Source organism: Caballeronia novacaledonica (assembly GCF_900258035.1).
GTDB lineage: Bacteria > Pseudomonadota > Gammaproteobacteria > Burkholderiales > Burkholderiaceae > Caballeronia > Caballeronia novacaledonica.
In genome coordinates this window covers 1-14531 of record NZ_OGTP01000035.1, presented here as the reverse complement: position 1 = coordinate 14531, position 14531 = coordinate 1, and the positions used below count along the sequence as shown (strand labels likewise).

At 61.0% G+C, this 14531-nt stretch carries 15 protein-coding genes; 4 read left to right on the top strand and 11 right to left on the bottom strand.

Annotated features, from left to right (window positions below; all coding sequences use genetic code 11):
- Window positions 1-11: 11 nt before the first annotated feature.
- Window positions 12-1046: an anthranilate phosphoribosyltransferase gene (gene trpD / locus NOV72_RS29755; protein WP_106858104.1), complete on the bottom strand. Its 1035-nt coding sequence runs from the start codon at window positions 1044-1046 to the stop codon at window positions 12-14.
- 4 nt (window positions 1047-1050) lie between these two features.
- The gene (locus NOV72_RS29750; RefSeq protein ID WP_106858103.1) at window positions 1051-1635 is read right to left on the bottom strand and encodes an aminodeoxychorismate/anthranilate synthase component II; all 585 of its coding nucleotides are present in this window, start codon (window positions 1633-1635) and stop codon (window positions 1051-1053) included.
- On the opposite strand from NOV72_RS29750, the gene NOV72_RS32485 reads away from it, so the two are divergent.
- Window positions 1616-1768, top strand: a complete 153-nt coding sequence (locus NOV72_RS32485; RefSeq protein ID WP_181291192.1) for a hypothetical protein — start codon at window positions 1616-1618, stop codon at window positions 1766-1768. The two genes, NOV72_RS29750 and NOV72_RS32485, sit on opposite strands and share 20 nt — an antisense overlap.
- Before the next feature lie 661 nt (window positions 1769-2429).
- Here the strand turns inward: NOV72_RS32485 and NOV72_RS33170 are convergent.
- The 4 genes from NOV72_RS33170 to rpe all read right to left on the bottom strand — a co-directional run bounded on the left by NOV72_RS33170 (window position 2430) and on the right by rpe (window position 6876).
- Entirely contained in the window at window positions 2430-2693 is a 264-nt protein-coding gene (locus tag NOV72_RS33170; RefSeq protein ID WP_106858102.1) for a DUF5625 family protein, read from the bottom strand.
- Between the two features lie 905 nt (window positions 2694-3598).
- The gene (gene trpE / locus NOV72_RS29735) at window positions 3599-5095 is read right to left on the bottom strand and encodes an anthranilate synthase component I (protein ID WP_106858101.1); all 1497 of its coding nucleotides are present in this window, start codon (window positions 5093-5095) and stop codon (window positions 3599-3601) included.
- Between the two features lie 348 nt (window positions 5096-5443).
- Window positions 5444-6184: a phosphoglycolate phosphatase gene (locus tag NOV72_RS29730; RefSeq protein WP_106858100.1), complete on the bottom strand. Its 741-nt coding sequence runs from the start codon at window positions 6182-6184 to the stop codon at window positions 5444-5446.
- Entirely contained in the window at window positions 6181-6876 is a 696-nt protein-coding gene (gene rpe / locus NOV72_RS29725) for a ribulose-phosphate 3-epimerase (RefSeq protein WP_106858099.1), read from the bottom strand. The genes NOV72_RS29730 and rpe overlap by 4 nt, the downstream gene beginning before the upstream one ends.
- Before the next feature lie 221 nt (window positions 6877-7097).
- Between rpe and apaG the strand changes: the two genes are divergently transcribed.
- Both apaG and mltA read left to right on the top strand, forming a co-directional pair.
- The gene (gene apaG, locus NOV72_RS29720; protein WP_035510926.1) at window positions 7098-7472 is read left to right on the top strand and encodes a Co2+/Mg2+ efflux protein ApaG; all 375 of its coding nucleotides are present in this window, start codon (window positions 7098-7100) and stop codon (window positions 7470-7472) included.
- 97 nt (window positions 7473-7569) lie between these two features.
- Entirely contained in the window at window positions 7570-8814 is a 1245-nt protein-coding gene (mltA, locus tag NOV72_RS29715; RefSeq protein ID WP_181291191.1) for a murein transglycosylase A, read from the top strand.
- 63 nt (window positions 8815-8877) lie between these two features.
- On the opposite strand, the gene paaK is transcribed toward mltA, so the two are convergent.
- From paaK to paaN, 4 genes are all read right to left on the bottom strand, one after another.
- Entirely contained in the window at window positions 8878-10182 is a 1305-nt protein-coding gene (gene paaK / locus NOV72_RS29710) for a phenylacetate--CoA ligase PaaK (RefSeq protein WP_106858097.1), read from the bottom strand.
- A 69-nt stretch (window positions 10183-10251) separates the two neighbouring features.
- Window positions 10252-10638, bottom strand: a complete 387-nt coding sequence (paaI, locus tag NOV72_RS29705; RefSeq protein ID WP_245933213.1) for a hydroxyphenylacetyl-CoA thioesterase PaaI — start codon at window positions 10636-10638, stop codon at window positions 10252-10254.
- A gap of 64 nt (window positions 10639-10702) precedes the next feature.
- Window positions 10703-11494, bottom strand: a complete 792-nt coding sequence (paaG, locus tag NOV72_RS29700; RefSeq protein WP_106858095.1) for a 2-(1,2-epoxy-1,2-dihydrophenyl)acetyl-CoA isomerase PaaG — start codon at window positions 11492-11494, stop codon at window positions 10703-10705.
- 144 nt (window positions 11495-11638) lie between these two features.
- A complete protein-coding gene (gene paaN / locus NOV72_RS29695; RefSeq protein WP_106858094.1) occupies window positions 11639-13348 on the bottom strand; it encodes a phenylacetic acid degradation protein PaaN in 1710 nt (569 codons plus the stop codon).
- 137 nt (window positions 13349-13485) lie between these two features.
- On the opposite strand from paaN, the gene NOV72_RS29690 reads away from it, so the two are divergent.
- Window positions 13486-14262, top strand: coding sequence for an enoyl-CoA hydratase (locus NOV72_RS29690; protein WP_106858093.1), 777 nt, complete (start codon window positions 13486-13488; stop codon window positions 14260-14262).
- Here the strand turns inward: NOV72_RS29690 and NOV72_RS32580 are convergent.
- Window positions 14202-14531, bottom strand: a 330-nt coding sequence (locus tag NOV72_RS32580; protein WP_216858900.1) for a hypothetical protein, incomplete at its 5' end; no start/stop codon positions are given. The two genes, NOV72_RS29690 and NOV72_RS32580, sit on opposite strands and share 61 nt — an antisense overlap.

Genomic DNA, 14531 nt, shown 5'->3' with positions numbered 1-14531 from the left:
ATTGGCTTCCGTTATTTCTTCGCGAACTGCTGCGTGAATTTCACGAGCGTATCGATCTTCTCGCGCGCCGCGCCGCTCTCGATCGCTTCGCGCGCGGCGGCCATGCCCGCTTCGATCGAATCGACGACATCCGCAGCATAAAGCGCCGTACCGGCATTCAATGTGACGATCTCGCGCGCGACGCCCGCCTTGTTGTTCAGCGCGCCGAGCAGCATCGCCTTCGATTCCTGCGCGTCCTGCACCTTCAACGAGCGATTCGACACCATCTGCAGGCCGAAATCCTCCGGATGAATCTCGTACTCGGTCACCTCGCCGTTCTTCAGTTCGCCGACTTTCGTCGCGGCGCCGAGCGACACTTCGTCCATGCCGTCCTTGCCATACACCACGAGCACGTGTTTTGCGCCGAGACGCTGCATCACGCGAACCTGAATGCCGACGAGGTCTTCGTGAAACACGCCCTGAAGCTGGTTCGGCGCGCCGGCCGGATTCGTCAGCGGCCCGAGAATATTGAAGATGGTCCGCACGCCGAGTTCGCGGCGCACGGGCGCGATGTTCTTCATCGCCGGATGATGATTCGGCGCGAACATGAAGCCCATGCCGGTTTCGGCAATCGACGCGGCCACTTGTTCCGGTGTCAGATCGATGTTCACGCCGAGCGCTTCGAGCACGTCCGCGCTGCCCGACTTGCTCGACACGCCGCGGTTGCCGTGCTTCGCGACCTTCGCGCCCGCGGCTGCGGCGACGAACATCGACGCGGTGGAAATGTTGAACGTGTGCGAGCCGTCGCCGCCCGTGCCGACGATATCGACGAAATTCGAGTTGTCCTCGACTTCGACATGATTCGCGAACTCGCGCATGACGGTCGCGGCGGCGGCGATCTCGCCGATGGTTTCCTTCTTCACGCGCAAGCCGGTGATGATCGCGGCGGCCATGACGGGCGACATCTCGCCGCGCATGATCTGGCGCATGAGGTGCAGCATTTCGTCGTGAAAGATCTCGCGATGCTCGATCGTGCGTTGCAGCGCTTCCTGTGCGGTGATGGTCATGTTCTTACGCCCGCCTGCCGGTCGAGGAGCTTTTCACGAAGTTTTCCAGCAGCGCGTGGCCGTGCTCGGAAAGAATCGATTCCGGATGGAACTGCACGCCTTCCACTTCCAGTTCCTTGTGGCGCACGCCCATGATTTCGCCGTCCGGCGTCCAGGCGGACACTTCGAGACAGTCGGGCAAAGACTCGCGCTCAATTGCCAGCGAGTGATAGCGCGTCACGTTGAAGTGTTTGGGCAGATCGGCGAACACGCCTTTACAGTCCGTCTCGATCTGACTGACCTTGCCGTGCATGATGGTCTGCGCGCGCACGACGCGCCCGCCGAATGCCTCGCCGATCGCCTGATGGCCGAGGCATACGCCGAGAATCGGCAGCTTGCCGGAGAATTCGCGCAGCACGTCGAGCGTGATGCCCGCGTGCTGCGGATTGCTCGGTCCCGGCGACAGGCAGATGCGCTCGGGATTGAGCTTCGCGATATCGTCGAGCGTGATTTCGTCGTTCCGATACGTGCGCACGTCTTCACCGAGTTCGCCGAAGTACTGGACCAGGTTGTAGGTGAAGGAATCGTAGTTGTCGATCATCAGCAGCATGGTCGCTCCTAATCTATTGAAAGATAAGGGGAAATTAAAAAGTTCTTTTGGCGATTCTGGAGATTTGCACCCCAAATTCACCCCGTTCTTCAGTCGTCGCAACAAAGAAGCGGTGCGTTGGGGCGTGCGGTGACTTGATCGGCTTATCGCCAACCAAAGAGAAGAAGTACAGAGGGGAAACGGCTGCTGTATCGCATGGCTTCGATTTTACCAGTTGGTCATCCAAGACGGTGCGGTCGGAGCCGCATGAACGTTTGTGTTTCGCCGAGAGACGAGAGGAGCGAGCTATACCGTTCCGATGACCGGGTGCCGACGAGGAAAAGGCCGTGCAGTTAAGTCACCGAGCCCGACCACCCCGGTACAAGCGGCATGTTCAGTCCATCCTTCAAGCGGAGGGTAGGGGAGCCGATGAGGCGAGGGCAGGTATCCATCCCGATGTCCGGCGTAACTATTGCGATCGCCCGAGCCCTTCTTTAGCATTGTCGACCTATCGTCGTATAGCTGATCGCCACGTGCCGCTATCTATCAGTCTGTGGGATAGGGCCGGGTCGGTATACATGTTTTCTCGTGTAATACGTCGCCGTATAGTCTGCGGTGTCTGTTGAATAAACTTTCCCTGGAGCGACTGGCGATCCGTGATGCGCCGGATCGGGGCAAACCTATAACTGTACGACCCACTGCCATTGCCTTCACTAATGGAATATCACATATGTCCGACCGCCGACGTCCCTCCTCCTGCTAAAGGGGTTCCAGCGTTCGCGATATTGACTGTTATTGTCGGCATCAGAATTCTCTTATTCGTTATTTTTGATAACGCTTGCTTTGGGATAAAAACCAATATGTAGGTATGTACCAATCCCCTCTGGAAGCTTTGTTTCCCTTAAAGTCGCGACGGTAACCTCGTACATCCCCGGCTTTAATTTCACGCTGATGATCTTTCGACTTATTACACGCCCACCCTGCGTCAGGGATTGCGTGTCGACCGAGCTAACGGCCATCACCGTAGATTTCTCCGTCGAGTCAATTTTTTTAATCTCAATGTGCACTGGAACAATCACCCCGACTCTGAGGCACCAAACATCCGTCCTCCAATGAAATTCCAGGCAAGCTGATCTTTTCGCCACTCTTGGTGATTCTTGTCATCCCAGGCAACGGGGCTTCCAAAGCCAATATTGAAATCATAAGCACGATATTCGCTAACGAGGAATTCTTGCTTGATACTGCTATCTTTCGGACCAATGTCCCATCTAAAATATCGACTGGGCGGGACCGTTGGGACGTCAGAATTGGAATCAGAGAACCAACTCCCGGCCGCCATGTTTGTGCGCCAAAGTAAAACTGCCAAACACCCCGAAGAAATGAGTCTTCGTCGCAAAAGACTTTCAGAGGTTGAATTCATATAGATTTTTTCGACAAGTACTAGTTAGCGGTGTCATTTATTTCGTAAATTTCTGCAGCCCGGCCTCGCTCAAAAAACACTCGGAACTTTTTTCTCCCCGCCCCCGGAAACTGAGTCTCAGTCTCGAATGTCATCCAGATCTTGCTTTCGTCCGGCGCGACCGACTGCTTATCAATTACTCTAAGTGGGTCCGCATTGGCGGCCATACTTTTTGGTCTGCTTCTACCTTGTAATAGAATGCACCACCAGCAAGCTTGGCTTCGTGGGGAGACATCCCAATAGTTACTCGTTGTTCTAGGATATTTTTTTGAGCTTGCTCCGGTATTTGGTCACTTATACGGCTTGTCCCTAGACTTGGCGGCATTGATAGCCGTAGCGGTGAGCGCCTTCGATGACTTCATGGGGTGAAGTCATCAGAATTTCACCCCATTTTACTGGATACGATTCGAAGACGTTGGATGGGTATGCTTGGATCGCCTGTAGCTCATGGTGTATTTGCAAGGATTTGCGCCGGCTTGGGCATCAATGCTGGTTGTCGATCATTAGCAGCATGGTCTTGTCTCCTCAGAAGTCGCTGTCGAGGCCGTCTTGCACTTGCTCGGCGGCGCGCAGCACGGCGCGCGCCTTGTTCTCCGTTTCCAGCCATTCGGATTCGGGCACCGAATCGGCAACGACACCCGCCGCCGCCTGGACGTAGAGATTGCCTTTGTGGATCAGGCCGGTGCGAATCGCGATCGCGAGATCCATTTCGCCGCTGAACGACAGATAACCGACTGCGCCGCCGTACAGACCGCGCTTGACCGGCTCCAGTTCATCGATGAGTTCCATCGCGCGGACCTTCGGCGCGCCTGAAAGCGTGCCGGCGGGAAAGGTCGCGCGCAGCACGTCGTAGTTATTCATGCCGTCTTTGAGCTTGCCCTCGACCGAACTCACGATGTGCTGCACGTGCGAATACTTTTCGATGATCATCTTGTCCGTCACGGACACCGAGCCCGTTTGCGCGATGCGGCCGACATCGTTGCGCGCGAGATCGATCAGCATCACGTGCTCGGCGACTTCCTTCGGATCGTTCAGCAGTTCGGTGGCGAGTTCGGCATCGCGCTCGGGCGTGTTGCCGCGCGGACGGGTGCCTGCGAGCGGACGAATCGTCACGATGCGATCGTCCGCGCGCTTTTCCTGCCGCACCAGAATTTCCGGCGACGCGCCGACCACGTGCACTTCGCCGCCGAAGTTGTAGTAATACATGTACGGCGACGGATTCAGCGAACGCAGCGCGCGATACAGCGAAAGCGGATTGTCGCGGAACGGCTTGATGAGACGCTGGCCGACCTGCACCTGCATCAGCTCGCCAGCGGCGATGTATTCCTTCGCCTTGCGCACGGCGTTCAGATAGTCGTCCTTCTTGAACTCGCGGAACGTTTCCGTGCGCACGCTCGCCGACGTCACAGGCGGCTGAACCGTCATACGCAGACGCGCGCGCAGTTCGCGCAGACGATGCTTCGCCTTCGCATACGCTTCGGGGCGCGTCGGGTCGGCGTAGACGATCAGATAGAGCTTGCCCGCGAGATTGTCGATGACCGCGACTTCTTCCGTCAGCAGCAACTGGATGTCGGGCAGGTTGAGATCGTCGGGCGGCGCGGTGTGCGCGAGCTTCTTCTCGATGTAGCGCACCGCGTCATAACCGAAGTAGCCGGCGAGACCGCCGCAGAAACGCGGCAGGCCCGGGCGCGTCGCGACCTTGAAGCGCTTTTGAAATTGCTCGATGAACGCGAGCGGATCGCCTTCGTCCGTCTCGACGACGTTGCCGTCCGTGACGACTTTCGTCTCGCCGTTCTGCACGCTCACGGTCGTGCGTGCGGGCAACCCGATGAACGAGTAGCGCCCGAAGCGCTCGCCGCCCACGACGGATTCCAGCAGGAACGAGTTCGCGCCGTTGCGCTCGGTCTGCGCGAGCTTGAGGTAGAGCGAGAGCGGCGTTTCGAGGTCGGCGAGGGCTTCGGCGATGAGCGGAATGCGGTTATAGCCTTCGTTCGCCAGCGATTGGAATTCGAGTTCGGTCATGTTGCGATCCTTGAGCGACGCGCGCTTTCTGGGTGGCGCGGCATCGGGGAGTGCAGGGCGCTGCGGTCGGTCGAATCTCGTGATGATCGCACACGACGGCTCCGCCGCTTCGAATCAGCGTTGTGATCGAAGCGAAGCGGCGCACGCGAGCCAGGCTCGACGCAATGCGATAGACGGAAACGGCGCGGAGATGCGCAGCGAAACAAAAAACGGATGCTGAAGCGCGATCGGGAAGATGGCTTCAGCGAACCTCGGGCGAGGTTAGCGCGACCAGCGACGCCAGGGCCAGGCTCCCCGGTCGATGCTGCTCAGACTCCGTTTTCTGTTGAGAAACATGAATGGATGGACTTATTCGGTAAGTGTGGCATCCGGCGGCGCCAAGGTGGCTGCGATCGCCAGTGCTGCGGTGCGCAGCGAGGAAACTATACCATCGGATTTCACCGATTGCACTGGTTTCCCGTGGTTGTAGCCGTACGGAACGGTCAAGGTTGCGAGGCCCGCCGCACGGCCCGCAAGCGCATCGTTCTCCGAATCGCCGACCGCCACGGTTTCGCGCGGCAGGACGTCGAGGCGTTCGCATGCGGTGAGCATCGGCAGCGGATCGGGCTTTTTTGCAGCAAGGGAATCGCCGCCGAGAATCACCTTGAAGAAATCCGCGATGCCGAAGTGCGCGAGCAATTCCACGGCGAACCGATGCGGCTTGTTGGTCACGCACGCGAGCACGACGCCGCTTTCGCGCATCGCTTCGAGGCCTTCCTTCACTTCCGGGAAGAGCGTCGAATGCTTGCCGTTGACCTTCGCGTATTCGCTTTGATAGATCGCGAGCGCGTCGTCGAATTGCGCGACCGCTTGCACCGGCGACAGGCGCACCGCGAGCACGCTGCGAATCAGATTCTCCGAGCCCTTGCCGACGTAACCCGTGACTTCGTCGCGCGTAACCGGCTGTTCGATGTTGATGCGCGCGAGCATCGCGTTCAGTGCGGCGACGAAGTCATCGGCGGTGTCGACCATCGTGCCGTCGAGGTCGATGATCGCGGCGCGGATCGGCCGGTTCACGAAAGGCGCCTGCGCCGCTGCGATCTCGCTCATGCCTTCGCTCCGGATTCGACCTTGGCCAGTTCCGCGCGCATCGCGTCGATGACCTGCTTGTAGTCGGGTTTGCCGAAAATGGCCGAGCCCGCGACGAACGAATCGGCGCCGGCCTCGGCGATTTCCGCGATGTTGTCGATCTTCACGCCGCCGTCGACTTCCAGATGAATCTCGCGGCCCGTGCGCTCGCGATACGCATCGATGCGCGCGCGCGCCTCACGCACCTTCTTGAGCGCCTCGGGAATGAACGATTGCCCGCCGAAGCCCGGATTCACGGACATGATCAGCACGAGATCGAGCTTGTCCATCACGTGGTCGAGGTAAATCAGCGGCGTCGCGGGATTGAACACGAGACCCGCCTTGCATCCGTGATCGCGGATCAGCGACAGCGTACGGTCGATGTGATCCGAACCTTCCGGGTGAAAACTGATCACATTGGCGCCGGCTTTCGCGAAATCGGGCACGATGCGGTCGACCGGGCGCACCATCAGATGCACGTCGATGGGCACGTCCACATGCGGGCGGATGGCTTCGCACACCAGCGGGCCGATCGTCAGATTCGGCACGTAGTGATTGTCCATGACGTCGAAGTGGATCCAGTCGGCGCCGGCGGCGACGACGTTGCGGACTTCCTCGCCAAGGCGGGAAAAGTCGGCGGAAAGGATACTGGGAGCGATGTGAAATTGCGCCATGGACGTGTGCGGGTAGCGGCCTAAAGTAGTGATTTTAACTCGCGTTTTCCTTCGAGTCCCTCGTCCGAATGGCCAATGAATCGCGAGCGGAGGCGAGCGCCGGACACCAATCGTGTTGCGGGCGCCGCTCGCATCAAGCAGAATGCCAGACCAATAGCGGCGCACCCGCGCGCCATTCTTCCGGCGCTGCGGCGAACCGTTGAACTGGAATTGGAACTACGATGAGCCAGTACGAATTCAGCGTTTCCGTGGAGACGCGGTATTTGCCCGAGCAGTCCGACCCGGATAGCAGACAGTACGCATTCGCCTACACGCTGACGATTCGCAACACCGGCCAGGTCGCGGCGCAACTCATTTCGCGACACTGGATCATCACCGACAGCAACGATCACGTGCAGGAAGTGAAGGGGCTGGGCGTCGTCGGGCATCAGCCGCTTTTGCCACCGGGCGAGCAGTTCGAGTACACGAGCTGGGCCGTGATCGCGACGCCGGTCGGCACAATGCGCGGCGAGTATTTCTGCGTGGCCGAGGATGGCGAGCGTTTCGAGGCGCCTGTAGCGGAATTTGCATTGCATATGCCGCGCACGCTCCATTGAGCAGGAACCGGCGACACGTGACGCGTATCAGCGCCGTTTCGCCGAATCGTTCGAGCGATTCTGGTTTTTCTTCTTGCCCGATGCCGTCCACACGACGATGAAGATCAGCAAGGCGAGCGCCACGAGCGACTCGAGCGCAAAAATAAGCATTGGATATTCGTCGAACAGATCAGACATGGCGGTTCCCATCAAGAACGAGCATTGTATGCGTTTCGTGCGGCCGACCGCGCGAGCAGCGGCCTGGGCCGCATCGATTGCAACCGCGGTCCTGCTCGCCTCGTGCGGCGGCGGAAATTACGTGAAACCGGGCGCGAGCACGGCGGCGACCGGCACGCCGATCGTGCCCGGACAGCGTGCCGCGTCGCGGCTGACCGCGGTGAGTTGGCAGCAGGTGCCGGGCTGGCAGGACGATTCGCTGATCGGCGCGACCGCCGCGCTGCGTCAGAACTGCAGCCGGCTCGCGCGCCAGGCCAACTGGCAGAAGGCGTGCACGGCGGCGTCGGGTCTCGACGACCTCGACATGTCGGCGGCGCGCAGTTTCTTCGAAACCTATTTCACGCCATTCCAGCTCGCCAATACCGACGGCACGCTCGACGGTCTCGTGACCGGCTACTACGAGCCGCTGCTACGCGGCGCGCGCACGCGGCACGGGCCGTATCAGTACGCGCTGTATCGCTGGCCGTATCGCTACAAGCCCGGCTCGGCGCTGCCGACGCGCGCACAGCTCGAACGTTCGGGCGTATTGAGCGGCAACGAACTCGTGTGGGTCGACGATCCGATCGAAGTGTTCTTCCTGCAAGTTCAGGGCTCGGGACGCGTCACGATGGAAGATGGCAGCGTGATGCGCGTCGGCTTCGGCGGCACGAACAATCAGCCGTACCGGTCGATCGGCAAGGAACTGCTCGATCGCGGCGAACTCACGCCCGCGCAAGCGACGATGCAAGGCATCAAGGCATGGGCGAAGGCGAACCCGGCACGCGTCGACGCGCTGCTGGACGTGAATCCGCGCTTCGTCTTCTTCCGCGAAATGCCCGCGAACGAAACCATGCCCGCGAGCATGGGCGACGGTCCCGTCGGCGCGCTCGGCGTGCCCTTGACGCCTGAACGATCGATCGCGGTCGATCCCTCGGCGATCCCGCTCGGCACGCCCGTTTTCCTTCAGACGACGCGTCCGCTCAGCAACCAGCCGATGAACCGCCTCGTGTTTGCACAGGACACCGGCACGGCAATCAAGGGCGGCGTGCGCGCGGATTACTTCTGGGGTCTGGGCGACAATGCGGGCGATCTCGCCGGACGCATGAAGCAGGGCGGCAGAATGTGGCTGCTGCTGCCGAATTCCTGATTCCGCGTTCGGTTCCGCCGATAAAAAAAGCTCGCGGCTTCAAGGCTCGCGAGCTTTTTTACGTCATGCCGTCATGTTGCGCCGATCGATCACGCGCCGCGCCTTGCCGACCGAACGTTCGATGCCGTTCACAGCGAGCACGTTGACCACGGCGCTCACGCCGATCAGCGCCTTGATGTCGTACGCGAGCGCGGCCTTCGCGCTATCAAGTGCCACGGCGTCCGGCGCCGATTCCGGACAGGGCTCCACGTTCAGCGTGAGAACGTCGAGCGGGCCTTCCTTGGTGAGCACGATCTGATAGTGCGGCGCGAGCACCGGACGCTTGAGCAGCAACTCTTCGATTTGCGTCGGGAAAACGTTCACGCCTCGCACGATCATCATGTCGTCCGAACGGCCCGTGATTTTCTCCATGCGACGCATCGTGCGAGCGGTGCCCGGCAAGAGGCGCGTCAGATCGCGCGTGCGATAGCGAATGATCGGCAGCGCTTCTTTCGTGAGCGACGTGAACACGAGTTCGCCGAATTCGCCATCGGGCAGCACTTCGCCGGTTTCCGGATCGATGATTTCGGGATAAAAGTGGTCTTCCCAGATCGTCGGGCCGTCCTTGGTCTCCGCGCATTCGGACGCCACGCCCGGCCCCATGACTTCCGAGAGCCCGTAAATGTCGACGGCGTCGATGCCCATGCGCGTCTCGATCGCGCGACGCATGTCGTTTGTCCACGGCTCGGCGCCGAAGATGCCGATGCGCAGCGAGCAGCTTGCCGGATCGATGCCCTGGCGCTCGAGTTCATCGGCGATCGAGAGCATGTAGCTCGGCGTGACCATGATGATGTCAGGCCGGAAGTCCTGAATCAGTTGCACCTGCTTTTCGGTCTGGCCGCCGCCAAAGGGAATCACGGTGAGGCCCGCGCGCTCCGCGCCGTAATGCGCGCCGAGCCCGCCTGTGAACAGTCCGTAACCGTAGCTCACATGAACCTTGTCGCCCCGCCGCGCGCCGGCTGCGCGAATCGAGCGCGCGACGAGGTTCGCCCAGTGGTCGAGATCCTGCGCCGTATAGCCGACGACCGTCGGCTTGCCAGTCGTGCCGGACGAGGCGTGAATGCGCGAGATGCGCTCCTGCGGCACGGCGAACATGCCGAACGGATAGTTGTCGCGCAGATCCTTCTTCGTCGTGAAGGGAAACCGCGCGAGGTCGGATAGCGAAGCGATGTCATCCGGATGCACGCCGGCTTCGTCGAACTTGCGCCGATAGACCGGGGAATTATCGTAAGCGTGTTTGAGCGTCCATTTGAGGCGCTCGAGTTGCAGCGCCGCGAGTTCGTCGCGGCTCGCCTTCTCGATCGGTTCGAGCGGCAGCGGGGTGGTCATTGCTGTCTCCTTGATGCTGGCTGTGCGGCGCGGCTTTTCATGCCACGTCCGTCGTATGAACGAGGCGCGTCACGCGGGGATCACGTTGCCTTTGATCTGCGCCGACTTGCCGCGAAACATCGCAACTGCTTCGCCTTCCCGATTCGTGACCCGGATGTCGTAGATTCCCGTGCGGCCGCTCAAGGTCTGCTCGATCGCCTCGGCAGTCAAACGGTCGCCGCCTTTTACTGGACGTAGAAACTCGATCGAACAACCCGCGGCGACCGTGCTGATGTTGTACGAATTGCAGGCGAAAGCGAATGCGGAGTCCGCCAGCGTGAACATCAGGCCGCCGTGGCAAATCGCGTGACCGTTCAGAAAATCGGGGCGCACGTTCATTTGCAGCCGCGCATAGCCGGGTCGCACTTCCATCAACTCGATGCCGAGTGCGCGCGTGCATGCGTCCGCTTCGTACATCGCTTTGGCTGTGGCTTCCGCGAGTTGTTGTGGCGTCACAGGTGTCTCCAGATTGATTCGGTTCTCACAGACCTTCGAAGCGCGGCGCGCGCTTTTCCTTGAAAGCGGCGACACCCTCGATGTAATCGGGCGACGCACCCAGCTCGCGCTGCAAATCGCGTTCGAGGTCGAGTTGCTGGTCGAAGGTCTTGTTCGCGCTCGCGCGGATCGCCTGCTTGATCGCGACGACCGCACGCGCCGGCTGCTGCGCGAGTTGCGCGCCCAGTTGCGCCGCCGCCTGCTGCAACTCGGCGTCTTCGACGACGCGCCACACGATGCCCCAGGCCTCCGCTTTTTCCGCGCTGAGCTTTTCGCCCGTCAGCGCGAGACCAAGTGCGCGCGCTTCGCCGATGCGGCGTGGCAAGAGCCATGTTCCGCCCGAGTCCGGCACGAGCCCGATCTTCACGAATGCCTGGATGAAGCTCGCCGATCGCGCCGCGACGACGAGATCGCACGCCATCGCGAGATTCGCGCCCGCGCCCGCGGCCGTGCCGTTCACAGCGGCGATGACCGGCAGCGGCATGGCCTGCAGTCTGCGCACCAGCGGATTGAAGTACTCGTCGATCAGGTCGCCGAGATCCGACATCGAGCCGGGCGTGAAATCCAGATCCGCGAGATCCTGGCCCGCGCAAAATCCGCGGCCGGCGCCAGTGATAACCAACGCGCGTGCGTTGCTCGCCTCGACTTCAGTGAGCGCCTGACTCAGTTCGCGATGCATCTCGCGTGTGAAGCTGTTCAGCTTGTCGGGTCGATTGAGCGTCAACGTTGCGACGCGCGTTTCGCCATCGACTTGATGCAACACGGACTTTTCTGCCATCGTTTCTCCTCTCTCGCCGAATCTGGCCACAGCGGTTTTCCCTTACATGCCGATACTAGCCGCGCGGCCCGCCGCTTTCCATTAGGCCGAATGGCATAAGCCGTTTGCACGGCGATTCGGCCTTTGTGCGGTGTGTAATCCGGCTTATGCCGTTTGGCCGACTTCCGCTTGCGCGGCCTTCGGAGCAACATGAACCCGACTTTGCACCACGCGGAAGCGATTCGCGACAAAAGCGGCGTCGGAGAGCGCGGCGTTGGCTGCCGGATTGGCGCCGGTTCCATGGAAGTCCGAGAACGCAGCCGTCTGATTGACGAACACGCCGCCCGTGAGGTTGATCGAGAGCGCAACGCCGCCTTCGATGGCTGCTTCGTGCGCCGCTTCGATCACCTTGTCGTCGGTGCTGTAGACCGACAACGTCAGCGCGCCGTGCGTGCGTGCGATCGAGCCGGCGAGTTCGAGCGACTGCGCCGTCGAGTCGGTGGCGACGACGAACGAGATCGGACCGAACCATTCCTTGGTGAATTTGGCTTCGTCGGTGCGCGCGTCGAACTTGAGCATGAGCGGGGTGTGAACCCGCGCGTCAGGAAACGCCGGGTGCGCGATCGATTGGCTGTCGAGCAGAACGTCGCCGAGCTTGCTCGCTTCACCGATGCGTTCCACGACGCCTTCGTTCTGAATCGCGCCCGTGAGTTCGACAGCGCGTGCCGGATCGGACGCGAGCTTTGCGACGGCGCCCGCGAGGGCGTTCGCGACGTCGTCGAAGCTCATTTGGCCGTCGGGAATGCGGATGCCATCGCGCGGTACGTAGATGTTCTGCGGCGCCGTGCACATTTGGCCCGAATAGAGGGCGAGCGAAAAGGCGATGTTGCGCGCGGCGGCCTTCAGATCGTCCACGGAATCGATGACGATCTGATTCACGCCCGCCTTTTCGGTGTAAACCTGCGCCTGATGCGCGTTGCGTTCGAGCCAGGTGCCGTTTTGCGTGCTGCCCGTGAAATCGATCAGCTTGATTTCGGGACGCACGGCCAGCTCTTGAACCAATGCGCCGTCATTCGGTTCGGTCGCGAGCAGGGTGACGACGTTCGGATCGAATCCGGCCTCGCGAAGGACTTCACGTGCGATGCGCACGGTGATGGCGAGCGGCAGGATCGCGCCGGGGTGCGGTTTGACAATGACGGTGTTGCCGGTCGCGAGATCGGCGAACAGGCCGGGATAGCCGTTCCACGTCGGGAAAGTGCAGCAGCCGAGCACGAGGCCCGTGCCGCGCGGGACGATGGAAAAGCGCTTTTGCATCGCAAGCGGCGGATTCTTGCCCTGTGGCTTTTCCCAGTGCGCTTCGGCGGGAAGGCGGCGCAACTGGTCCCATGCGTAGACCACGGCTTCGAGCGCGCGGTCTTGCGCGTGCGGGCCGCCGGCTTGGAAAGCCATCATGAATGCCTGGCCGGTCGTGTGCATCACGCTATACGCGATCTCGAAGCTGGCGCGGTTCAGGCGCGACAGGATTTCGAGGCTCACGCCGACCCACGCTTGCGGGCCGGCGACGCGCCATTTCGATTGCGCGTCGGCTGCGGCGCGGATCAGCGCGTCCGGATCGGCTTTCGGATAGCGGATGTCAAGCGCAACGCCGAATGGCGAGCGCTCTTTGCCGACCGTCTCGCCCGTCGAAGGCTGGTCGAGCTCGAAAGTCTTGCCGAAGTGGGCTTTGAACGCGGCCTCTCCATCGGCGCTGGCCGTTTCCCCGTACACTTTGGGACTCGGCACTTCGGCAAACGGGCTCCAGTAGCCGCGCGTTTCGATGGCTGCGAGCGCTTTGTCGAGCGTCGCTTCGTGCTTCGTGAATAGCGGATGTGTCATGGTCGCGAGAGGAGAACGAGGGAAAGGTGCCGAGCCGAATAATTAACCGACCGGTTGGTTGGTGATGTTAGCATTATCGAGATGAAGTGACGACGTCTTTTCATTAGGGCTTACCTGAGGATCCCAAGGAGGAGCGAATGGCTTACGAGAATCTGCTGGTCGAAACGCGCGGTCGGGTTGGGCTGATCACGCTGAACCGTCCGAAAGCGCTCAATGCGCTGAACGACGCGCTGATGGACGAATTGGGCGCTGCGCTAAAGGCCTTCGACGCCGACGAGAGCATCGGCGCAATCGTCTTGACCGGCAGCGAGAAGGCGTTTGCCGCCGGCGCGGATATCGGCATGATGGCCAGCTATTCCTATATGGATGTGTATAAGGGCGACTACATCACGCGCAACTGGGAAACGATCCGCACCGTTCGCAAGCCGATCATTGCGGCGGTCGCCGGCTTCGCGCTCGGTGGCGGGTGCGAACTCGCGATGATGTGCGACATCGTCATCGCCGCCGATACGGCCAAATTCGGTCAGCCCGAGATCAAGCTCGGCGTGATTCCCGGCGCGGGCGGCACTCAGCGCCTGCCGCGCGCCGTCTCCAAAGCCAAGGCGATGGATCTCTGCCTGACCGCGCGCATGATGGATGCGAGCGAGGCCGAGCGTGCGGGATTGGTGTCGCGGGTCGTCGGGGCGGATCGCCTGCTCGATGAGGCCGTCGAAGCTGCGACCATCATCGCCGGCTTCTCGCTCCCCGCCGTGATGATGGCCAAGGAGGCTGTCAACCGGGCTTACGAGACGACGCTCGCCGAGGGCGTGCACTTCGAAAGGCGCTTGTTCCATTCGCTGTTCGCGACGGAAGATCAGAAAGAGGGCATGGCGGCGTTTGTCGAGAAGCGAAAGCCAGCCTTCAGGCATCGGTGATCGTGTTCAAAAAAGCGCTTGCGCTTCTCGATCTCACTCACTAGAATTCCGTTCCTTCGCGATTCGATGAACGCGAAGGAAGCGGGAGTGACGGTATCGGCGGTGTGCTCGGAGTGGGTTGTAGAAGGGTTTCGAGCGCGGTCGGCAAGAAAAGAAAGCTTGAAATCTTGTTGACACGAACCGAAGCGTTGTTCATAATCTCGTTTCTCTGCTGCTGATGCAGCGACGCAAGACGGAAGTGATGGTTTGAGTGTCTTGCGATGTGCTCT

What these genes read in the sequence shown, in the direction of transcription:
- rpe (WP_106858099.1), bottom strand. Translation starts at nt 6,876, where the DNA reads ATGGCGCAATTTCACATCGCTCCCAGTATCCTTTCCGCCGACTTTTCC.
- apaG (WP_035510926.1), top strand. Translation starts at nt 7,098, where the DNA reads ATGAGCCAGTACGAATTCAGCGTTTCCGTGGAGACGCGGTATTTGCCC.
- NOV72_RS29750 (WP_106858103.1), bottom strand. Translation starts at nt 1,635, where the DNA reads ATGCTGCTGATGATCGACAACTACGATTCCTTCACCTACAACCTGGTC.
- paaK (WP_106858097.1), bottom strand. Translation starts at nt 10,182, where the DNA reads ATGACCACCCCGCTGCCGCTCGAACCGATCGAGAAGGCGAGCCGCGAC.
- paaI (WP_245933213.1), bottom strand. Translation starts at nt 10,638, where the DNA reads ATGTACGAAGCGGACGCATGCACGCGCGCACTCGGCATCGAGTTGATG.
- mltA (WP_181291191.1), top strand. Translation starts at nt 7,570, where the DNA reads ATGAAGATCAGCAAGGCGAGCGCCACGAGCGACTCGAGCGCAAAAATA.
- paaN (WP_106858094.1), bottom strand. Translation starts at nt 13,348, where the DNA reads ATGACACATCCGCTATTCACGAAGCACGAAGCGACGCTCGACAAAGCG.
- trpE (WP_106858101.1), bottom strand. Translation starts at nt 5,095, where the DNA reads ATGACCGAACTCGAATTCCAATCGCTGGCGAACGAAGGCTATAACCGC.
- NOV72_RS29730 (WP_106858100.1), bottom strand. Translation starts at nt 6,184, where the DNA reads ATGAGCGAGATCGCAGCGGCGCAGGCGCCTTTCGTGAACCGGCCGATC.
- NOV72_RS29690 (WP_106858093.1), top strand. Translation starts at nt 13,486, where the DNA reads ATGGCTTACGAGAATCTGCTGGTCGAAACGCGCGGTCGGGTTGGGCTG.
- trpD (WP_106858104.1), bottom strand. Translation starts at nt 1,046, where the DNA reads ATGACCATCACCGCACAGGAAGCGCTGCAACGCACGATCGAGCATCGC.
- paaG (WP_106858095.1), bottom strand. Translation starts at nt 11,494, where the DNA reads ATGGCAGAAAAGTCCGTGTTGCATCAAGTCGATGGCGAAACGCGCGTC.